The 21,143-nt window shown below is 66.0% G+C and carries 18 protein-coding genes, 1 tRNA gene and 1 pseudogene; 12 read left to right on the top strand and 8 right to left on the bottom strand.

From position 1 onward, the window contains the following. A pseudogene (locus EGT50_RS17120) lies at nucleotides 1-295 on the bottom strand (hypothetical protein); the annotation flags it as partial. A gap of 370 nt (nucleotides 296-665) precedes the next feature. On the opposite strand from EGT50_RS17120, the gene EGT50_RS16510 reads away from it, so the two are divergent. Both EGT50_RS16510 and EGT50_RS16515 read left to right on the top strand, forming a co-directional pair. Then, on the top strand, nucleotides 666-1,934 hold the full coding sequence (locus tag EGT50_RS16510; protein ID WP_235870791.1) for an ion channel protein: 1,269 nt from the start codon (nucleotides 666-668) through the stop codon (nucleotides 1,932-1,934). Nucleotides 1,935-2,024: 90 nt separating this feature from the next. Further along, nucleotides 2,025-3,815 (top strand): multicopper oxidase family protein, encoded by a 1,791-nt coding sequence (locus EGT50_RS16515; RefSeq protein ID WP_127955737.1) that lies wholly within the window; start codon nucleotides 2,025-2,027, stop codon nucleotides 3,813-3,815. 27 nt (nucleotides 3,816-3,842) lie between these two features. Here EGT50_RS16515 and EGT50_RS16520 read toward each other — a convergent pair whose 3' ends face one another. The 3 genes from EGT50_RS16520 to EGT50_RS16530 all read right to left on the bottom strand — a co-directional run bounded on the left by EGT50_RS16520 (nucleotide 3,843) and on the right by EGT50_RS16530 (nucleotide 8,002). Then, nucleotides 3,843-4,598 carry an SDR family oxidoreductase gene (locus tag EGT50_RS16520; protein WP_127955738.1) on the bottom strand — a complete coding sequence of 252 codons (756 nt, stop codon included), beginning with the start codon at nucleotides 4,596-4,598 and terminating at the stop codon, nucleotides 3,843-3,845. A 567-nt stretch (nucleotides 4,599-5,165) separates the two neighbouring features. Continuing rightward, a complete protein-coding gene (locus tag EGT50_RS16525; protein WP_127955739.1) occupies nucleotides 5,166-6,632 on the bottom strand; it encodes a pyridoxal phosphate-dependent decarboxylase family protein in 1,467 nt (488 codons plus the stop codon). After that, complete coding sequence (locus EGT50_RS16530) at nucleotides 6,632-8,002, bottom strand: MFS transporter (protein WP_127955740.1); 1,371 nt, start codon at nucleotides 8,000-8,002, stop codon at nucleotides 6,632-6,634. The genes EGT50_RS16525 and EGT50_RS16530 overlap by 1 nt, the downstream gene beginning before the upstream one ends. Before the next feature lie 67 nt (nucleotides 8,003-8,069). On the opposite strand from EGT50_RS16530, the gene EGT50_RS16535 reads away from it, so the two are divergent. From EGT50_RS16535 to EGT50_RS16585, 9 genes are all read left to right on the top strand, one after another. Then, on the top strand, nucleotides 8,070-8,303 hold the full coding sequence (locus tag EGT50_RS16535) for a hypothetical protein (protein ID WP_127955741.1): 234 nt from the start codon (nucleotides 8,070-8,072) through the stop codon (nucleotides 8,301-8,303). A 303-nt stretch (nucleotides 8,304-8,606) separates the two neighbouring features. Next, nucleotides 8,607-8,996: a hypothetical protein gene (locus tag EGT50_RS17425; protein WP_408014653.1), complete on the top strand. Its 390-nt coding sequence runs from the start codon at nucleotides 8,607-8,609 to the stop codon at nucleotides 8,994-8,996. A gap of 31 nt (nucleotides 8,997-9,027) precedes the next feature. Then, nucleotides 9,028-9,867 (top strand): mycofactocin-coupled SDR family oxidoreductase, encoded by an 840-nt coding sequence (locus EGT50_RS16550; RefSeq protein WP_127955742.1) that lies wholly within the window; start codon nucleotides 9,028-9,030, stop codon nucleotides 9,865-9,867. Nucleotides 9,868-9,912: 45 nt separating this feature from the next. Further along, entirely contained in the window at nucleotides 9,913-10,749 is an 837-nt protein-coding gene (locus EGT50_RS16555) for a mycofactocin-coupled SDR family oxidoreductase (RefSeq protein WP_127955743.1), read from the top strand. 46 nt (nucleotides 10,750-10,795) lie between these two features. Beyond that, nucleotides 10,796-11,632, top strand: coding sequence for a mycofactocin-coupled SDR family oxidoreductase (locus EGT50_RS16560; protein ID WP_127955744.1), 837 nt, complete (start codon nucleotides 10,796-10,798; stop codon nucleotides 11,630-11,632). A gap of 103 nt (nucleotides 11,633-11,735) precedes the next feature. Beyond that, a complete protein-coding gene (locus tag EGT50_RS16565) occupies nucleotides 11,736-12,575 on the top strand; it encodes a mycofactocin-coupled SDR family oxidoreductase (protein WP_127955745.1) in 840 nt (279 codons plus the stop codon). 227 nt (nucleotides 12,576-12,802) lie between these two features. After that, the gene (locus tag EGT50_RS16570) at nucleotides 12,803-13,630 is read left to right on the top strand and encodes a metal-dependent hydrolase (RefSeq protein ID WP_127955746.1); all 828 of its coding nucleotides are present in this window, start codon (nucleotides 12,803-12,805) and stop codon (nucleotides 13,628-13,630) included. 194 nt (nucleotides 13,631-13,824) lie between these two features. Next, nucleotides 13,825-14,988: a YVTN family beta-propeller repeat protein gene (locus tag EGT50_RS16575; protein WP_235870792.1), complete on the top strand. Its 1,164-nt coding sequence runs from the start codon at nucleotides 13,825-13,827 to the stop codon at nucleotides 14,986-14,988. A 214-nt stretch (nucleotides 14,989-15,202) separates the two neighbouring features. Further along, nucleotides 15,203-15,940: a hypothetical protein gene (locus EGT50_RS16585; RefSeq protein WP_127955748.1), complete on the top strand. Its 738-nt coding sequence runs from the start codon at nucleotides 15,203-15,205 to the stop codon at nucleotides 15,938-15,940. 150 nt (nucleotides 15,941-16,090) lie between these two features. Here EGT50_RS16585 and EGT50_RS16590 read toward each other — a convergent pair. After that, nucleotides 16,091-16,167 (bottom strand) — tRNA-Pro (locus EGT50_RS16590). Nucleotides 16,168-16,221: 54 nt separating this feature from the next. Next, nucleotides 16,222-17,160 (bottom strand): metallophosphoesterase, encoded by a 939-nt coding sequence (locus tag EGT50_RS16595; RefSeq protein ID WP_206615862.1) that lies wholly within the window; start codon nucleotides 17,158-17,160, stop codon nucleotides 16,222-16,224. A 100-nt stretch (nucleotides 17,161-17,260) separates the two neighbouring features. On the opposite strand from EGT50_RS16595, the gene EGT50_RS16600 reads away from it, so the two are divergent. Continuing rightward, entirely contained in the window at nucleotides 17,261-17,737 is a 477-nt protein-coding gene (locus EGT50_RS16600) for a GatB/YqeY domain-containing protein (protein ID WP_127955750.1), read from the top strand. Nucleotides 17,738-17,833: 96 nt separating this feature from the next. Here EGT50_RS16600 and EGT50_RS16605 read toward each other — a convergent pair whose 3' ends face one another. Both EGT50_RS16605 and EGT50_RS16610 read right to left on the bottom strand, forming a co-directional pair. Beyond that, nucleotides 17,834-18,466 (bottom strand): DUF2231 domain-containing protein, encoded by a 633-nt coding sequence (locus EGT50_RS16605; protein ID WP_127955751.1) that lies wholly within the window; start codon nucleotides 18,464-18,466, stop codon nucleotides 17,834-17,836. A 44-nt stretch (nucleotides 18,467-18,510) separates the two neighbouring features. Continuing rightward, entirely contained in the window at nucleotides 18,511-20,838 is a 2,328-nt protein-coding gene (locus EGT50_RS16610; RefSeq protein WP_127955805.1) for a penicillin-binding protein, read from the bottom strand. Nucleotides 20,839-21,143 lie beyond the last annotated feature (305 nt).

A 21,143-nucleotide genomic window follows, 5' to 3' on the forward strand; every position in this document is an offset into this window, starting at 1 on the left:
CGTCGTCGGTGCGCCAGGTCAGGAATCCCGCCTCGTCGATCTTGGTCGGGTCGGCCTGGAAGTCGGGCAGCTTGGCGCTCTCGAAGACGATGGCGCCGCAGGTGGCGGTGGGATCGGTGTTCGGGTTGGCGACGGTAACCGACAGCGCGGTGTCCTGCACGGTGGTCGTGACGGTCGGGGCTTCAAGCGGGATAGGTTGGGCGGGCGCGAGGCTTGGTGCCGCGAGCGCCACCAAGGCGACGGTCGCGGCACCACCTACCACGCAAGTGAGGGCCTTCCGTTTACGTAACTTCATGTGCATCCCCTTTCAAATGAAGAACCACCGGAAAGTGATCCGGTTGTTTGCAGGTGCGAGACGAAGATCACGTGTCCGCCATCGACGCTGGTCAGTAGAGCTTCAACGAGCGAACCCGGGCGAAATGGAATGGTCGGACATCGGGTCACGTTACAGTAACGACGTTTACTGGTCGATGGTTCGGCTGTGACCAAATCGGGAAGTTCTGTTCATACAGAACCATCCGGCCCGTTTTGGTGCCCGGGGTGACTGGGTAGAAGCGGACAGGCCTGTCCCCGGTGGCCGGTTCGGATACGCTCGTCCGGGTCGATCCGTGGCAGTACGGTGTCAGTGCGCACACGCCGCGCCGTCGACAACGCCGGAGGCACCGTTGGACGGTATCGACCATCCGCCGACGCGAGTGATCGCGCGCGACGCCGCCCTCGCGCTGGTCCTCGGTCTTGGTTCCGCGGTGGTCCCCCTCTTTGTTTTCCTCGCGGTGCGCGGCGTCACCGATGTGCTGTACGTCCGAGTGCCGGAGGCGCTCGGGTTCGCCCCCGACTCCCGAGCATGGATCTTCGGCGTCCTCACGGTCAGCGGGATCGCGGTCGGGTCGGTGGTGTGGTTGGTGCCAGGTCACGGTGGCCGCGATTCCGCGACCGTGGGTTTGATTGGGCCGCCGCCGCCCCTCCGGGTGTTGCCGAGCCTGCTGCTCGTGCTCATTCTCGCGCTCGGCGCCGGCGTCAGTCTGAGCCCGGAGAACGTCCTGATCTCGGCGAACTCGGCACTGGCGGTGTGGATCTTCGCACGCGTGCGGCCGGATCTTGCGTCCGAGAGGATCATCGCCCTGTCCACCGCGGCGACCATTGGGGTTCAGTTCGGCACGCCTGTGGCCGCCCCGCTCGTGTACCACGAACTCACCGGTCGACCGGTGCGCGGAAATCTGTGGGACGCACTCTTCGCGCCCTTCGTTGCGGCGGGTGTCGGCACACTCGTGATGCAGGTCCTGGTCCGCCGAACATTGTCGGTCGACCTTCCGCGTCATTCGTGGCCGTCGCTCGGTGACGTGTTAGGCGCCACCGTGGTGGCGACCGGAACTGCCGTGTTGCTGCTCGGCGTGGTCTACGTGTACCGGTGGCTGCACGGGATCTTCCACCGGATCAACAATCCCGTCCTCATGACCGGGATCGGTGGTGTCGTGTTGGGAGTGCTCGGTGCCCTGGGCGGCCCACAGACCATGTTCAAGGACGTCGAGGCCATGGAGTCCGCCGTCACCGAGGCGTCAGGCACGAGCGTGGCGCGGTTGATGTTGCTGGGTGGGTGCAGCTTGGCGGCCTACGCGGTAGCGGCGGCGAGCGGATTCCGCGGAGGACGTGTCGTCTCGGCCGCTGTCATCGGCGTTCAAGTCGGCGTGTTCGCGCATGCCGTGGTGCCTGCACTCCCTGGGCCCGTTGCGGTCGCATCGGCCGTGCTCGGAGCCGTCACGGTCGCGGCCCGCAGTGGTTGGCTCGGCCTCTTCCTCCCGGCGGCCGTGGTCGGTTCGGTCGCGCTGCTGCCCGCGCTGGCCGTCGCGATGATCCCGGTGTGGCTGCTGGTGGCACATCGACCGACGATGACGATTCGTCCCGCTCACCCGGAACCTCCCGGCGTATCCGGATAGATTCATCCAAAGTGTCAGGGCAGCAACCAGTTCCGGCGTAGCGTCGTGTGCGCGCGTGCCCAGGTCGACCACAGGGAGTACGAGGGTGACATGAGCGGAGGGATCTCGAGGCGTACCTTCAATCGCGGGCTCGCGTGGACCGCCGGGGCCGTAGGGCTCGGTGCGGCGGAGTCGGCCGCGGCCGGTGCACAGGACCTCGGCGACCTCGGCAGTGTCGATCCCTTACACCCGCTGCTCTTCGCGTCACCGAACCTGGAGCCGTTCGTGGACGAACTGCCCCTTCTGCCGGTGATCGCCGGATCGGAACTCGAGCTACGCGCCGCCAGCACCGTGCACCGGTTCCATCGGGACCTGGATCCCTCGCCGGCCTTGGCGTACGGCGGCATGGACTATCTCGGCCCGACGGTCGAGGCGCGCAGCGGCGACCCACTGACCGTCGCATACCGCAACGAGATCGGAGTACACCCCCTCGCGGATGACTTCGACACCTCCCTGCACGGCGTCACCGAACAGGATCGGACAGCGGTGCCGACGTCGATGCACCTGCATGGTGCGGTGACACCGCCCGAGCACGACGGACACCCGGCCTTCCTGCAGCGCCCCGGACAGGGGCACGTACACCGCTATCCGATCGTCCACGAGGCCACCCAATTCTGGTACCACGACCACGCGATGGGGATCACCCGGCTCAACGTATACGCCGGACTCGCCGGCCTGTTTCTCTTGCGCGACGAATTCGACACGGGCACAGCCGAAAACGCGTGGGGATTGCCGTCGGGGGAGTTCGAGGTGTCGCTCGTGCTGCAGGAGAAGCGCTTCACCGCGGACGGACGTCAAAGCATCCGTGCGACCCCTCTCGTGCCGCAGGGTCGGTGGGACGCGGGAACGCCCGGTGACGTCGGAGTGGTGAACGGCAAGATCTGGCCGGACCTCGAGGTGGCTCGGGGAATGTACCGCCTGCGGGTACTCAACGCCGCGTCGTTCAGCGTGTGGAATCTGTTCTTCGGCAATCGGATGCGGTTCTGGATCCTGGGAATGGAGAGCGGCATGCTGCCGGCGCCGGTTCCGTCTACACGGGTCCGGTTGGCTCCCGGCGAACGCGTCGATCTGCTGGTCGATTTCGGTGCGCTCGAACCGGGTTCGACGGTGGAGTTGCGCAACGACGAGCCGCCGCCGCTGGGAGCGTTGCAGCGTGGGGCACGGGCGATGCCGCTTTTCTGCCGGTTCCGGGTAGCCAACGGCCGCGGCATCGCGGGTGCGGTGCCGGAGACCCTCCGCGGTGGACGCGGCCGGCCGACCGACCTCGAGCCCGTCCCGACACCTCAGGTGCAGCGGACCGTCACCGTGATGCAGTTGCCCGATCCTTCCACCGGCGGGGTGCTCATGTCACTGAACAACCTGCGCTTCGGGGACACCGACATCGAGATGCCGCGGCAGGGCACTGTCGAGCAGTGGAACATCGTCAACGTCACGCCCGAGCCGCATCCGATCCACCTGCACCTGGTCAACTTTCGGATCCTCGGGCGCCAGGCGATCGACGTGCCGACCTATACGCGGCGGCATCCGCCCCCACCGGTCGGCACAAGGTGGGCGCCACCCGTCGACGAGTTCGTCGCGTCCCCGTTGGCGCCACCGGAACCGTGGGAAGCCGGGCTGAAGGACACCGTCGTCGCGAATCCGGGGACCGTCACCAAGATCGTCGTGAGATTCCCGACCGCCGGCCAGTTGGGCTTCGATCCGGACGCAACCTTCGCCGCCGGGACGGTCGGGGCAGCACCACCGGGAGACCCCGCTCCATTGCAGGGCTACGTGTGGCACTGCCACATGCTCGACCACGAGGACCACGACATGATGCTCGGATACCGCGTCGTGGCAGAGTGACTTGCCGGCCTACCGGTTGTGGTCGCGCTAATCCACGCCGGTGCCATCATCGACGACGATGACGCGGCCGGTCACGTGGGAGTTCTCCGCGGAGACGAGCCACGACAACAGGGGCGCCACCTGCGCGGGAAGGACACGGCCGTGCAGAGCCGACGGGATGCTGTCGTCGATTGCCTGTCGTCCAACCTCCGTGTCCAGCATGGCCTCGATCATCGGCGCGATCAGCATGCCGGGAGCGATCGCATTGAGCGGGATCCCGGAGCCGGCCCACTCGGGTGTGACGGCGGTGCGGCGGATCCAGCGTGCGATCGCGACTCTCGAAGACGAATACACCTGTGCGCCGTCGCCCTGCGTCACTGCCGTGCGGGCGGCCTCAACGGCAGCGGCCTCGTCACCAGCGAGCGCGGCGTCGACGATCGCCGGATCCGCCGGATGTAGTGACGCCGCCGACGAAATCACCAGGGCGCGCGGATCGGTCCCCGCCGCGAGCAGCGAACGCAGGCCCTCGAGGGCAGCCACGGCACCGAAGTAGTTGACCTTGATCGTGAGAGGGTCGAACAGCGCTACGCCGGCGCACGCGACGACACCGTCGAGGTGTCCGCCGCTGCGTTCACGCGCCTGTGCGACGAGCGTGGTCCGGCCCTGCTGGACGCCGAGGTCGGCAGTAATGTCGGCGTCGCTCAGGTCGGCGCCGATCACGCGAGCGTTCTGATTGAGCAGAAGTTCGGCGGTCGCGGCGCCGACCCCGGAGGCGCTACCGGTGACGAGGTAGGTACGGGGCATGGTCTTGCACTTTCGGGGTCGGGAAGCCTCTGGCACGAGCATTCGGTGCCCATCTGTGCCACATGGCCAGTGTGTGCCCATCGACGCGTGACGGCTATGCCGAACGGCTCGCCACCCCAGCTCCGAGATGGCCGAATTGGATCTGATCAGGCGGAGAACGGGCCGCAGCCAGCTGCCGGCTCGCAGAACCAACGCGATGTGCCCCGATCGGGCGGGTCGGCAAGAAGGTCGAGGAACGTCTGGGGCCGGGTCGAAGTAGTCATCCGACCAGTGAGGACCCGTTGTGGATCGTGTCCGGGACGGGTCCTCGGTCGTACGCTTTCCGTCAGGGAAGCATGCTGAACCAGTAGGCGAGAGTCGCTGCCACCCACAGAAGAAGAGTGTCCATCACCGCATCACCGCCTCCCCGGTAGTGGACGCCTCTTTCCATCATGCGCCCTCAACCATGCGCCCTCAACGCCGATGAGGGCGATGGGTCCCGGCTGTCGCGTTTGTCGATCGGACCGGGCGATTCGCACGTGGCGAACGTCCAAGCCGACGTTCGACGCAAGACGCAAGTTGGTCCGGTCAGGGCTCGAGGAAACGCGCGAGGAACTCGATCAGCAGCCGTTCGGCGACCGGCGCCGGAAGCTCCTCGACAAGTGCGAGGATGTCGGCCTTGGGTCCGTCGAGCCCGACCTTCGGTTCGAGCCCGGCCAGGGCGAGGACACCCGCGCTGATCTCACTGGTGAGATCAGCGGGGCCGATGTTTTCCGCCGCTGCGACGAACTCGGCCGGTGCCCTCGCGCCCGCGACGCCGCGGGTGCGGTCGGCGGCCTTGGTCAACGAAGCAACCAGGTCGTCGACGACGGTTTCGGTGACCGGTGTGATCGTGAGATGGGTGGTGCGGGGCAGCACCGTTCCGTCGGACTGGGGGTGGCGCGGCTGCGGCTGCAGAGCCCAACCATCGTCCTCGGCGGCGTCGGACCAGCGGTGCGGATCCACCCGGCGTTCGGCGGGCGCCCGCTCGTCCGCGGCAATCGCCAGCAAAGGACCGACCGGGTCGCCGACGACCCGTAGCCCCTCGATCCGGTCGAACGCCTCTCGGATCCTGCCCGTCGTGCGAACCATCGCAGCCACCAATTCTCGAAACCCCTTTTCACCCAACGCCTGTGCGACTGCCCAACCGGCCGCGATGGGCATCGCGCTGCGGGACCCGAGCAGGGTCGGGTTGACCACCGCGTAGCCGGGCCAGCGGGTGGTGGCGAACCAGTGCGCGCGGTGCCGGTCACGGTCGCGAAACAGCAGCAGCGAGATGCCCTTCGGGGCGTATCCGTACTTGTGCAGATCCACCGACAGGCTCGACACCCCCGGCACCGTCAGGTCCCAACGACGGTTCTCCGGGCCCGGCCACCACGGCAGCACCCAGCCGCCGATGCAGCCGTCGACGTGCAACGCGACCTCGCGTGCCGCACATACTCGGGCGATCTCGGCGATCGGATCGAGCGCGCCGTGCGGATACGACGGGGCGCTCGCGACCACCATTGCGACGTCGGGGGACAGGGCCGCGGCGACATCGTCCGGGCGCAGCCGCGCGGTGACGGGATCGACCGGCAACACCTCCAGGCGCAGATCGAGGTGGTGCGCTGCCTTGTGGAACGCGGCATGAGCGGTCGACCCGACGAGAAGCGTCGGGCGATGCTCGGCGCTGGTTCGGGCCCGCCAGGTGTCGCGCGCGGATTTCACAGCGAGCATGCAGCTTTCGGTGCCGCCGCTGGTGACGCTGCCGACAACGTCCGGGTCACCGCCTGCGAGCACGTCGCGGGCGAGTGCCACCAGGTCGCGCTCCATCGCCGCGATCGACGGAAAAGTGGTGGGATCCAACCCGTTCAGCGACTGTGCCCGCAGCGCGGCCGCGCCGGCGAGGTCGGACAGTTCGGCGATGCCGGAGTCGTAGACGTACGACAGCAGACGGCCGCCCGACGTCGGGGCGTCCGCGGTACGCAGCGCGTCGAGACGGGAGAGGATGTCGGTGGGATCGAGCCGGAACTGCATCAGTGGCTCCTGTTCTGTGCGTGTGCGTCCTCGGCGGCGAGCCGGTAGCGCAGGAGTGCGACGACGCTGAGGGCGGTGAGGATCGCCGGAGCCGCCGAGAAGGCGAGGATTATGCCATTGACAGCGGTCGCGGACTGGACCGCGTGTTCGTCACCGGTGGAGGAGACGAACCCGGTGACAGCCAGGATCGCGAGCACCAGGGCAGGGCCGAGGGCGAGACCGACGGTTTCGACAGCTGTCCACACTCCGCTGAACACCCCGGCGCGGGCGGTGCCGGACTCGGAGCGTTCGTGGTCGCTGATGACGTCCGGCAGCATCGACATCGGCAGCATCTGCATGCCCGCATACCCGACACCGGCCAGGGCCACCACCGCGAAGACCCACCACCCGCCGCCGGTCATCAGGCCCAGCAGCGCGACGGTCGCGGCGAAGAAGAGTGTCGACGCCAGCAGGTACGCCCGGCGTTTACCCCAGGCCCGCACACTTCTCGACCACAGCGGCATCACCGCCACCGCCGGTCCGACGAGCGCCACGAACAGGATCGACACCGACCGCTCGTCGCCGAGCACATACGTTGCCACGTACTGTGCCCCCGCTAGCATCGTCCCCGTTGCGAGTGCCTGGAGTGCGAACGCGGTCAACAACACTCGGAAGGGGGCGCTCGACCGGACGACGCGCAGGGACGCCGCGAACGACACACCCCCACCGGTTGCGGCCGTGCGCGTCGGACGGGAGGGCGCAACCCGTGACGCCGCGAACATTCCGAGGCCGAGGACGATCCCCGCGACGACGCCCATAACGAGGTAGCCCCAACGTCCGCCGCCGCCGAGTTCGCGCAGTTCTGGTCCGCCCGCACCGAACAGCAGAATCGCGATCCCGAGCACTGCGACGCGCCAGGCCATCAGGCGGGATCGCTCGTGGTAGTCGTCAGTCAGTTCGGCGGGCAGCGCGATGTACGGCACCTGGAAGAAACTGAACGCCATCGCAGAGGCGATGAAGGCGACCGCCACCCAAACCGCACCGGCCGCGGTACCGAGGCCGTCGGGCACGGCGAAGGTGAGGGCGAAGAAGATCGGCAGCAAGGCCGCGCCGACCAAGAGGAACCGCCGTCGGCCGCCGGTCCGGTGGGCCGATGCGTCGCTCCACGACCCGATCAGGGGATTGAGCACCACGTCCAGGACCTTGGGAATGAACACCACGACGGTTGCAGCGGCGGCCGCGACACCGAGGGTGTCGGTGAGGTAGTAGGCCAACACCAGGCCGGGCAGGGTCGCGAAGCCACCGGTACCGACCGACCCGAGGGCGTAGCCGCGAACCGTCGCCGAGCTCAGTCGGGTGGTCGTGGATGTAGAGGTGGTCGTGGCCGTCATAGATCGCCGCCCGAGAAACCCCCGGCTTCAGCCATGGGGAGGTAAGGGCGGGGTGTTGCGTTCGGCATTGGCTACTCCATTTTGCGTCGGTGGCGTCGGCCGGATCTCCGGTCGGGGTATAGAGGTGGTGCAGTACACGTATCGGCTGCGCCCCGGCGTGCAAGCCGAGCGCGCACTGCTCGACGAATGGCACCGTCGCCGGTTCCTGTGGGACGAAGCCGTCCACCAACAGAAGTCGGGAAACAGGCCGACCTTCGGGAGGCTATCGAAGTTCCTCACCGTCGCGCGCAAGAACAAATGAATGGTTGCGACAGGCTCCTGGATGGCGCCGGCGAATGTTGCGCGCCTACGGTCAGGCCCTCGAACGGGGCCGTTGGAAGACCCGCGGCTCCAGCCATACGGACCCGTTCAGTGAGGTCCTCCACGCCCGTTGACGGCTCAATATCCATTGCTATTGTCATCAGTTGGGGCTTCGACGTTCGGACCGTAGCGAGGATGACGAAGTACATGATGCTCATACCGCCGACTCCGACTACGCCCACGCTCTGTCGAGACTCCGGGGCAGAACCTCACGCATGCGGTGACCGGCGTGTTCCGCAGCGCCGTGAGCGACACGTATGACGACATGGTTCGCCTACAGAACGAGCTCGCACGGCAGACGGACCCCGTCGACGCCGGGTCGCTACAGCGCCTGCTGACCGGGCAGCCCGAGACCGTGACAAAGGTGGAGGCGCTCGGCAGGCGAATCGTGGTCGCCAAGGCCGATGTGCGCGACCTCGTCGTCGCCGACGCCGAAACCATCACCTTCGGACGCTCTTGGGAACTCACCGCGCAGCACTGGCAGGACATCGACGTCAATCTGACCGGTGTGTTCAACACGGACCGACATCAGCGATGCCGTGCTGTTCCTCGGCAGTGGCGGGGCGCGGTGCGGCACCGGGGTCACCTTCCCCGTCGATACCCGAGCGAGCGTGAAATGACTCGCAAACCCTGATCCGAACAACATCTTCAGGAGGTTTCCGAGCATGTCAGGTCGTGTTGAGGGCAAGGTCGCATTCATTACCGGTGCCGCGCGGGGGCAGGGGCGTTGTCACGCGGTACGGCTGGCGGAGGAGGGAGCAGACATCATCGCGGTCGACCTCTGCGAGAACATCGAGACGGTTACGCCGTTCTACCCTCTTGCCACCGATCAGGACCTGCAGGAGACCGTCGCGCAGGTGGAGGCGCTCGGCAGGCGGATCGTGGCCGCCAAGGCCGATGTGCGCGACGTCGCAGGTCTTCAGAAGGCCTTCGATACGGGTATCGAGCGGCTCGGCCCCGTCGACATCGTCGTCGCCAACGCCGGCATTCTCTCCTTCGGACAGTCGTGGGAGCTCACCGCGCAGCAGTGGCAGGACGTGATCGACGTCGATCTGACCGGCGTGTTCAACACGGCCAAGGTCGCGATCCCGAGCATGATCGATGCCGGTCGTGGTGGGTCCATCCTGTTCACCAGTTCGACCGCCGGGCTGAAGGGATTGCAGATGATGGGGCACTACGTGGCCACCAAACACGGAGTTGTCGGTCTGATGCGGACCATGGCCAACGAGTTGGGGCCGTACAGCATTCGGGTGAACACGATCCATCCCGGCAGTGTCGACACGTTCATGATTCAGAATCCGGGCATCTACGCGAGAATGTCGCCCGGTGAATCCGAGCCGTCCCAGGACAGTGCGATACCGGGGTTCCTGTCGTGCAACACGCTGCCCGTGCCGTGGGTCGAGCCGACCGACGTCAGCAATGCCGTGCTGTTCCTCGGCAGCGACGAGGCGCGGTACGTCACCGGGGTCACCTTCCCCGTCGATGCCGGGCTGTGCGTGAAGTGACTAGCAAACCCTGATCCACACAACACCTTCAGGAGGTTTCCGAGCATGTCAGGTCGTGTTGAGGGCAAGGTCGCATTCATTACCGGTGCCGCGCGGGGGCAGGGGCGCAGTCACGCAGTACGGCTGGCGGAGGAGGGAGCAGACATCATCGCGGTCGACATCTGTGAGAACATCGACACGATCACGTGGTACTCGCTCGCCACCGACCAGGACCTGCAGGAGACCGTCGCGCAGGTGGAGGCGCTCGGCAGGCGGATCGTGGCCGTCAAGGCCGACGTGCGCGACGTCGCCGGTCTTCAGAAGGCCTTCGATACGGGTATCGAGCAGTTGGGCCCCGTCGACATCGTCGTCGCCAACGCCGGCATCATCACCATCGGACGGTCGTGGGAGCTCACCGCGCAGCAGTGGCAGGATGTGATCGACGTCAATCTGACCGGCGTGTTCAACACGGCCAAGGTCGCGATCCCGAGCATGATCGACGCCGGTCGTGGTGGGTCCATCCTGTTCACCAGTTCGACCGGCGGGCTGAGAGGGTTGCAGATGATGGGGCACTACGTGGCCACCAAACACGGAGTTGTCGGTCTGATGCGGACCATGGCCAACGAGTTGGGGCCGTACAGCATTCGGGTGAACACCATCCATCCCACCAGTGTCGACACACCGATGTTCCAGAATCCGGGCACGTACTCGGTGTTCTCGCCCGGCGAATCCGAGCCCACCATGGACACGACGATTCCGAACGCCATGTCGCAACACACGCTGCCCATACCGTGGGTCGAGCCGACCGACATCAGCAATGCGGTGCTGTTCCTCGGCAGCGACGAAGCGCGGTACGTCACCGGGGTCACCTTCCCCGTCGATGCGGGAGCGTGCGTGAAGTGACCGGCAAACCCCTATCCACACAACATCTTCAGGAGGTCTGCCGAGCATGTCAGGTCGTGTCGAGGGCAAGGTCGCATTCATTACCGGTGCCGCGCGGGGGCAGGGGCGTTGTCACGCAGTACGGCTGGCGGAGGAGGGAGCAGACATCATCGCGGTCGACCTCTGCGAGAACATCGACACGATCACGTCGTACTCCCTGGCCACTGATCAGGAGCTGCAGGAGACCGTCGCGCAGGTGGAGGCGCTCGGCAGGCGGATCGTGGCCGTCAAGGCCGACGTGCGCGACGTCGCCGGTCTTCAGAAGGCCTTCGATACCGGTATCGAGCAGTTGGGCCACGTCGACATCGTCGTCGCCAACGCCGGCATTCTCTCCTTCGGACGGTCGTGGGAGCTCACCGCGCAGCAGTGGCAGGACATGATCGACGTCAATCTGACCGGCGTGTTCAACACGGCCAAGGTCGCGATCCCGAGCATGATCGACGCCGGCCGTGGTGGGGCCATCCTGTTCACCAGCTCTACTGCGGGGCTCAAGGGGATCGAGGGGTCCGGGCACTACGTGACGGCCAAACACGCAATAGTCGGTCTGATGCGGACCATGGCCAACGAGTTGGGGCCGTACAGCATTCGGGTGAACACCATCAATCCCACCAATGTCGACACCCTCATGATCCAGAATCCGGATATGTACGTGATCATGTCTCCCGGTGAATCCGAGCCGTCTCAGGACACTGCGGTTCCGGGGTTCATGTCACGCAACACACTGCCCATACCGTGGGTCGAGCCGACCGACATCAGCAATGCGGTGCTGTTCCTCGGCAGCGACGAAGCGCGGTACGTCACCGGGGTCACCTTCCCCGTCGATGCCGGAGCGTTGGTGAAATGACTCGTAAACCCGCTCTGGGAGTGGATGACAACGAGGACCTCCGCCCGGCGCGCACGGCACTTCTTCCGCTCTGATCCCCAACACCCTCAGGAGGTTTCCGAGCATGTCAGGTCGTGTCGAGGGCAAGGTCGCATTCATTACCGGTGCCGCGCGGGGGCAGGGGCGTAGTCACGCAGTACGGCTGGCGGAGGAGGGAGCAGACATCATCGCGGTCGACATCTGCGAGAACATCGAGACGGTTACGCCGTTCTACCCTCTTGCCACCGATCAGGAGCTGCAGGAGACCGTCGCACAGGTGGAGGCGCTCGGCGGGCGGATCGTGGCCGTCAAGGCCGATGTGCGCGACGTCGCAGGTCTTCAGAAGGCCTTCGATACCGGCGTCGAGCAGCTCGGCCACGTCGACATCGTCGTCGCCAACGCCGGCATCGAATCCTTCGGACGGTCGTGGGAGCTCACCGCGCAGCAGTGGCAGGACGTGATCGACGTCAATCTGACCGGTGTGTTCAACACGGCCAAGGTCGCGATCCCGAGCATGATCGATGCCGGTCGTGGTGGGTCCATCCTGTTCACCAGTTCGATCGCCGGGCTCAAGGGGATCGAGGGGGCCGGGCACTACGTGGCCGCCAAACACGCGATAGTCGGTCTGATGCGGACCATGGCCAACGAGTTGGGGCCGTACAGCATTCGGGTGAACACCATCCATCCCACGAATGTCGACACCCTCATGATCCAGAATCCGGGCATGTACGCGATCATGTCTCCAGGCGATTCCGAGCCGTCCCAGAATTTGGCGGTACAGGGGTTCATGTCGATAAACACGCTGCCCATACCGTGGGTCGAGCCGACCGACGTCAGCAATGCCGTGCTGTTCCTCGGCAGTGACGAGGCGCGGTACGTCACCGGGGTCACCTTCCCCGTCGATGCCGGAGCGTTGGTGAAATGAGTCGCAAGCCCTGATCCACACAACATCTCCGCAGGGGCTGAGCTGGAAATCCCCGGCTATAGGGGAATCGTCGAGGCGTCAATCCAGGTCAGGATTCGGTCCGAACCGGCCGTTCAAGTGGCGTGTCGGGAGCCGTTGCTACGGTCTGACGCGGGTCCGAGGTCGAAGCGTCGGATCTCTCACGTACTTCCGATCCGCTTGTTGGTCCTCGAAAGGTGCTGTCCCCCATGGTTATGGGTGCTACCCATGCAATGTCCGGTGCTGCCGTCGGCCTTGCCGTCGCGGACCTGCTGCCGACGGACTGGGGTGGGCCGACCTCGACTGCCGAGACATTCGCGTTCGCTGGCGTGTGCGCGGGGGCCGCGCTGCTGCCGGACCTCGACACTACGCAGTCCACGGTCGCCCGCTCGTACGGTCCAATTTCCAGGATGCTGGCCTCGGGCATCGGCGCGCTGTCCCGGGGTGTGTACCGGGTGACCAAGGGGCGCAAGGACGCCAACCGGCGCGGCAGCCACCGCACGTTCACACACACCGCGTTGTTCGCAGTCGGCCTCGGCGCGATGACCTCGGCACTGGTGGTCCAGTTCGGCCGCCCCGCCATCATCATCACGCTGTTCGTCACGTTGGGTCTGGCACTACGTGGGCTGTTCGGGGACTGGGCGCGCGACAAGGGGTGGTTGGTGGTCACCGTGGTCTCGGCGTTCCTGTCGATCCTGGCCTGGCAGTGGTTCCCGGACAAGGTGGGCTCGACAGGACTGGGCGTCGCCGTTGCACTCGGGTGTGCGGTGCACTGCCTCGGCGACATGATCACCAAGGAGGGAGTGCCGTTCCTGGCGCCGTTCGTTCAGATCAGGGGCGAACGGTGGTGGGAGTTGAAACTGCCCTCGCTTCTCGCGATCCGGGCGGGAGGTGGATTCGAACGAGCAATCCTGGGTCCTTTTCTGACGTTCGTGGCCGTCATGCTTGCAGTGCTGGCCGTGGACGGGGCCCCGGCAGCGATCACCGATGCGCTGCGCAACGCGGTGTCAGCGGATCTGACGACCGGTCAGAACTGACGGCTACAGCACGCGGTGTCGCAGATTCCGACAGCCTCACGGCGCGGTATCGGACCGGCAGCTGCGTGTGCTTTCGGTGAATACCCGGGTCTATCGGGATTGTGGTTGTTAGCCTCTTTCCGGCTGGTGCTCGTGTCCGGGCGTCCGTTGCCGCACTGTAAGGCCTGTCCGTTCTGTTCCGGTAGGAGAGAAATGTGAATTGGCTCAGTGATTTTCGAGGCTACCCGGTTGGGGAGCGCGCCACGCGTCTGATGCTCGCGGCGGCAGCTGTTTCCGCGATGGTAATGGGTATGGCCGGCATGGGGGCGGGGGCCGCGGCAGCAGACACGGTCATAGACACCATTCCGGTCGGAACCTCCCCCGACGGGGTGGCGGTGTCCCCGTCGGGGTCCCGTGCCTACGTCGCCAACTCCATCGACGCCACTGTGTCGGTGATCGACACCTTCACGAACGTGGTGGTCGACACCATTGCGGTCGGGAACGGCCCGCGAGGGTTGGCGGTGAACCCGGATGGGTCCCGTGTCTATGTCGCGAACGCCACCGACAACACAGTGTCAGTGATCGATACCGCCACGAACGCGTTGGTCGACACTGTTGCTGTCGGGATCACCCCGGTCGCGGTGGCGGTGTCACCGCTGGGGTCTCGCGTCTACGTCACCGATCGTTCCGACGGCACGGTATCGGTGATCGACACTGCCACGAACGCGGTGGTCGACACCATTGCGGTTGGGAATGGCCCGCGAGGGTTGGCGGTGAACCGACTGGGTTCCCGCGTCTACGTCACCAACCGTACCGACGGCACGGTGTCGGTGATCGACGCTTTCGCGAACACGGTGGTCGACACTATTGCAGTCGGGAACAATCCGGACGGGGTGGCGGTGTCCCCGTTCGGGTTTCGTGTCTACGTAGCCAACCGCATTGATGGCACGGTGTCGGTGATCGACACCTTCACGAACACGGTGGTCGACACCATCGCAGTCGGAACCACTCCGAGCGGGGTGGCGCTGAGCCCGGACGGCTCGCGCGTCTACGTCACCATTGTCAACGACGACACCGTGTCGGTGATCGACACCTTCACGAACACGACGGCCGACACTATCCCGGTCGGCGACGCCCCGCGTCGGGTGGCGGTGAAGCCGGATGGGTCGCGTGTCTACGTCACCCTTGGTGGCGACGGCGCAGTGTCGGTGATCGCGGTCGAGAGGTGCCTCGGATCTTTGTGCATCGGCACCGGCTCGTTCGCCGGTTCGTTGGCGGGTGCCGGTTCGGGGACGGGCACGGGTTCGAGCGGCGCCGGCTCTCTGACGGGCACCGGTTCGTTGGCGGGTGGCGGCTTGACGGGCAGCACCTCCAGCTGACCCTCCCCGAAGAGCAACGTCCATCGGCGTCCGTGGGGCCAGTTACTTGGGTTCGCGTTCGACGCCGATGGCGTGGCTTACCGGAAGGCAGCGCCCTCCGGTGTTAATTTCCTTCACGTCGGGGCGGAGATACCCGCGCTCTTTCGAGGTACCACCGGTGCACTACCTCCCGCACGCGGGCTTGCATACGGAGAACAAGCGAAAGGGGAACTTTGTGAACAAGCCAGTACGTGCGTCGGTAACCACAGCTTTGGCCGCCCCGCTCCTGGCCGCCGTGTTCGCCGCACCAGCCAACGCCGCACCCGAAGATGTCACCCTCTCTGCCGATGTCACGGGCAACGACGTATTGGTCACCGTCGCCAACGAAAGCCGCTTGCCGATCCTCTGCTACTGGGAGGTCGCGGACGACGCCAACCCTGCCGACTTCATTCCCCCGATCGTCTTGACGATCGTCGAACCCGGCGGTGAGGATCGCACCAGGGCGGGCTACGACGAAGGCAACTATCACATCAGCTGGGGCTGCACGAACTTGCTCGAGTCGTGGGGGACTGGGGAATTCGGGCGCAAGACGGTCGAGTCGTTCCCCTTCACCACCCCGGTTCGCACCGGCGACGGCACGGCCTCCGGCAGCCTCGGCAGTCTTGACTCCGGCAGCCTCGAGAGCGTCGATTTCGGTAGCGGCGACTCCGGAAGCGTCGATTTCGGTAGCGGCGACTCCGGAAGCGTCGATTTCGGTAGCGGCGACTCCGGAAGCGTGGAGTTCGGTAGCGGCGACTCTGGCAGCCTCGGGAGCCTCGAGTTCGGTAGCGGCGAGTTCGGGAGTCTCGGGAGCCTCGAGTTCGGTAGCGGCGAGTACGGCAGCCTCGCGAGCCTCGACTACGGTAGCGGCGACTCCGGCAGCCTCGCGAGCCTCGACTACGGCAGCCTCGAGGGCGTCCTCGGCTTTTCTTGATCGCCCCCCGGCGGCGGTCAGCGTCGGGCCGACGTCGGCGGTCCAGAGGCAGCACGGGCAGTCCGCTCAAACTCTGCCGGTGCACTGCATGCAGAAAGCAGAAGAGGCCCTACCGAACTCCTCGAATAGGGCCTCAATCTGTTCTGACACTGGTCGGGGTGGCGGGATTTGAACCCACGACCTCTTCGTCCCGAACGAAGCGCGCTACCAAGCTGCGCCACACCCCGGTGTTGAACCTCCGATAGCCTACATGACCGGCCCGTAGGGGGTAAATCGGCTGGTCAGCGACCTGAAACGGTGCTTTCGACCGCTGCGGATCCGCGGCCGGCGGCGGTGTGTTGGTGCGGTGCCGGGACCAGCGTGAGCAGTGTCGCCTCGGGTCTGCAGCAGAACCGGGCCGGCGCGTACGGCGACGTTCCGACACCCGCGGAAACATGCAGTCGCGTATGTGCGCCCCAGCGCGAAGGTCCCTTCACCCGGGAGCGGTCCAACTGGCAGTTCGTGACGAGCGCGCCATAGAACGGCAGACACAACTGACCGCCGTGCGTGTGCCCGGCCAGCACGAGGTCATAACCGTCGTCGGCGAACCGATCGAGGACCCGTGGCTCAGGGGAGTGCGTGACGCCCAACTTGAGCTGTGCGAGAGGGTTCGGCGGGCCCGCGATGGTGTCGTAGCGATCGCGACCCAGGTGTGGGTCGTCGACGCCGGCGGCGGCGATACGCACGCCCGCGACCTCGATTTCGCGGTGCACGTGGGTGGCGTCGAGCCAGCCGCGCTCGTTGAATGCGGCCCGCAGGTCCGCCCACGGCAGCGGGGCACCGAGTGCCCGTCGGCGGTTCCTCTTGAAGTACTCGAGCGGATTCTTCGGCTTGGGTGAGAAGTAGTCGTTGCTGCCGAAGACGAACAGACCCGGGCGGGCCAGCAGGCCGCCGAGCGACTGCACTACGGCCGGTACCGACTTCGCGTGCGCCAGGTTGTCGCCCGTGTTGACGACGAGGTCCGGCTCGAGGCGGTCCAGCTCACGCAGCCACTTCTGCTTGAGCTTCTGGTTCGGCATCATGTGGAGATCACTGACGTGCAGCACCCGCAGGGTCGCCGAGCCCGGCGCAAGCACCGGTAATGTCGCTTCCCTCAGAGCAAACGCATTGCGCTCGATCAGTGAGGCGTAGCCGACGCCAAGGGCGGCGGCGCCGGCGGTGGCGAGCGCGGCCCGGTTCATGGCGCTGCGTTTCGGGGTACGGCTAGACACATCAGACACTGTTCCAGAATACGGGCAATGCGGGTGCAGGACACCGCACCGGGCGCGTAGCGTTCGGCGCATGGCCGATATCACTCCCACCCTCAAGTCCAAGCTCCGTGCCGACCTCACCATCGCGATGAAGGAGAAGGATCAGCTGCGCCTGTCCACGCTGCGCATGCTCCTCTCGGCGGTCCAGAAGGAGGAGACGGCCGGCAAGGAGTCCCGCGAACTCGGCGATGAAGAGATTCTCAAGGTCCTCGCCAAAGAGTCGAAGAAGCGCGGCGAGGCCGCCGAGGTGTACACCGCGGCGGGACGGGGCGAACTGGCCGCCAACGAACGTGCCGAGGCACAGGTCATCGATTCGTATCTACCCACACCGTTCACAGACGCCGAACTTGCCGACGTTGCCGACACCGCCATCGCACAGATCGCCGAGGAACTGGGCGAGCGCCCCGGTATGCGGCAGATGGGTCAGGTCATGAAGGTCGCCACCGCGCTCGCGGCGGGTAAGGCCGACGGATCGCGAATCTCGAAGGCGGTCAAGGATCGCCTGTAGTCCGCCCCGCTTGTAGTCCGCCCGTTGACTTCCCAACGGGCTGAGACGGTGCGGGGCCAGCGGGCCCCGTGGGTAGCGCTCAGCGTAGGTCGGTCGTCAATGTGCTCTACCGCTCAACAGGTGGCGATGGCCGTTCCCTTCATGCGTCTCGGTGTCGGTGTCGACATCGGCGAGCACAGGATCGAATGCGGGGCCATCGTTGGAGGCCGTCATCTCGAGGCCTGCGCCCTGGCCGTAGACGAGGTGCTGGCCCAGCGCACCGCCGAACCCGACTGCCCCCAGGGCAGTTGCAGACAGCACGACGGCCAGTCGGTTCGGAGCGCTCGGGTCCTGTCGGCGACGGCGGAACGATGCGAGCATCAATGTGATTCCCACCCCGTTGGCTGCGACGTGCAGCAGGCCGACCCGCCGCTGGCGGACGTCGCGTTCGCTCCAATCCGCCCAGCCCGTCGCCAAGGTCGGGGGCAGGGCGAGCAAACCCACACCGATGAGCCGACGCGCCCCGCGGTGGTCGCGCAAGAAGACGTCGAAGATCAGGGAACTTGTCCACGCTCCGATCGGTACGGCGACGAGGCCGGGATGCACGGGATGCCCCAGCCAGCCGCCGCGGAGGCGATCACCGATCGGGGTGCGGCCCAGCCCGGACTGTATGCGGTGCTGCAATGTGGCGCTGAGTCCATCGAGGAAGGACGCGGACTCAGCCCGGTTGTACAGGTGACGTAGGTTCATGCACCCCGACTACCCGGCTCCTGGCCCGACGAAACCCGACGGGTTCAGCCACCGGGCGTCGTCGTCGGCGTAGGTGATGCCGACGGAGTCGGCTCTGGCGATTCCGTATCGGAAGGCTCGGCGCTCACGGAGCCGTCGCTGACGTAGATCGTGATGGTCGACCCCGGCACCGCCAGGCCCGCCGGTGAACTGGCGGTGACATCGCCCTCGGGCTTGTCGGACTCGGCGCTCGCCGTGCTCACCGCGAAACCGGCGTCCTTCAGGGCGGCGGTCGCGGCTTCCTCAGTCATGCCGACGACGTCGGGCACCCGAGCGTTCTGCGATCCCCTGACGTACCTGTCGGCGACTTCCGGCAGCGTGGTGGGGCCGAAGTCGCTGACGATCGGCATCATCGCCTGGAACCATGTGCGGGCCGGTTCGTTGCCGCCGAAAAGGCTGCCGCTGCTACATGGCCGCAGTGGGGATGAGCAGATCTGACCGGGCGACGTGGAGTCACCGTAGACCAGAGCGGCGGCCGCAAAGTTGTTGGTGTACCCCAGGAACCCTGACGACATGTTGGACTCGGTGGTGCCCGTCTTGCCCGACATCGGAAGATTCCACCCGGCCGAATTGGCGGCCGCGAAGGCCGTGCCGCCCGGGGCGTCGTCCTTGCTCAACGCCACCGACAGAGTGTCGGCCAGGCCCGGATCGACCACCTGCTCACACGCCTGCTGCGTGATCGGGACGGGCTTGCCCAAGCGGTCGATGATGGAGTCGATCGGCGTCGGTGGGCACCATTTGCCGTGGGAGGCGAGGGTCGCGCCGACGTTGGCGAGCTCGAGCGGATTGACCCACGTGGGACCGAGGGTGAACGAGCCGAGGTTCTGCTCCTTCTGCATGTCCGCCATGCTCTGGTCGCCGAAGCCGGACGAGCCCGGGTCCGTGTACGACCGCAAGCCGAGGCGAACGGCCATGTCGACGGCAGCATCGACACCGGTCGACTGGAGCAGCTTCACGAACGCCGTGTTCGGGGACTGAGCGAGCGCGTCCGTGACCGACAGCCGTGGCGGATAGTTCCCCGCGTTCACGACACAGTACGTAGCCGGCGGGCAGCCCCGGGCGCCGCCGTTGCCCATACCGCGGGCCTCGAAGCGCCGAGGAACATCGAGGACCGCGTTGATGCCCAGACCCTCCTCCATCGCAGCGGCGGCCGTAAAGATCTTGAAGACCGATCCAGCGCCGTGACCGACGAGGGAGTAGGGCTGCGGCTGCACGGTCTCTTCCTCTGAGGAGTCGAGTCCGTACGTGCGGCTCGAGCCCATCGCCAGCACGCGGTGCTCGTCCTGACCAGGCTCGACCACGTTCATCACGTTCGCGATGCCGTTCAGCTGGGGGTCGGCGTTGTTCACCAGCGCCGACTGGACCGACTCCTGCACGACCGGGTCCAGCGTCGTCTTGATCGTGTAGCCGCCGCGGTTGATCTGGTCCCGGCTCATACCCGAGGCCTCGAGGTACTGCAGCGCGTAGTCGCAGAAGAACCCCTTGTCGCCGGCAGCGATGCAGCCACGCGGCAGGGTATTGGGCTCGGGAAGCACCCCGAGGGGCTCGGCCTTCGCCGCGCGGATCTCCTCGGCCCGGTCCGGGATGTTCTCGATCATCGTGTCGAGCACGGTGTTGCGACGCTCGAGAACCCCGTCCGGATTCGTGTACGGGTTCAGTGCGGAACTGGACTGCACCATGCCGGCAAGCATCGCTGCCTGTGTCAGATTCAGGTCCTTGGCATCGGTACCGAAGTAGGTCTGTGCGGCATCCTGCACTCCGAACGAGCCGTTACCGAATGGAACGAGGTTGAGGTAGCGGGTGAGGATCTCGTCCTTGCTCAGTTCCTTGTCGAGCGCGAGCGCCATCCGGATCTCCCGGATTTTGCGTGCCGGCGTGGTCTCGATCGCGGCCCGGCGTTCGGCCTCGTCCTGCGCCACCACCAGCAGTTGGTAGTTCTTGACGTACTGCTGCTCGATGGTCGACGCGCCTTGCTGGACCTGACCGCTCGTCGTGTTCGTCATGAACGCGCGCACGGTGCCCTGCCAGTCGACGCCGTCGTGTTCGGCGAAGCGTTTGTCCTCGATCGAGACGATCGCAAGCTTCATCTCGTTCGAGATCTGGTCGCTCGGGACCTCGAACCGGCGCTGCTCGTAGAGCCAGGCGATCGGATTGCCGTCGACGTCGGTCATCGTCGTCACCGCCGGAACGATGCCCTCGACGAGTTCGGCCGACGCATTGTCGACGGCGTCGGCGGCGCGGTTGGAGGCGAACCCGAATCCTCCTGCCAACGGAAACATCAGACCGGCGACAAGGACCCCGGCGAGCGCGGTACACCCCGCGAGCTTGGCGATCGTTTTGGCTCTCGACACGTCCAACAGAGTACGTGTACCGCCGACGCCCACCTGCGACGAGAACTGGACGCTAGTTGAGCGACGAAGAAACGCCCGTGACCCGGTCAAAGGCGACGAAGTATGCACGGCCGTACCAGAATTTGTGACTGTGATCTTGCGCACCGGAGTTTCTTTACCTAAATTGACTCTCGTCAGTGTGATACAGCTAACACTGAATTAGGAATGTGGTGCAGTCCTCACGTGCTACCGGGGGCTGTGAGAACATCCTGAGCGCCGTGGGGAACGGCGTTTCGACGAAGGGGAAC

This window comes from Rhodococcus xishaensis (genome assembly GCF_004011825.1).
Classification (GTDB): domain Bacteria; phylum Actinomycetota; class Actinomycetes; order Mycobacteriales; family Mycobacteriaceae; genus Prescottella; species Prescottella xishaensis.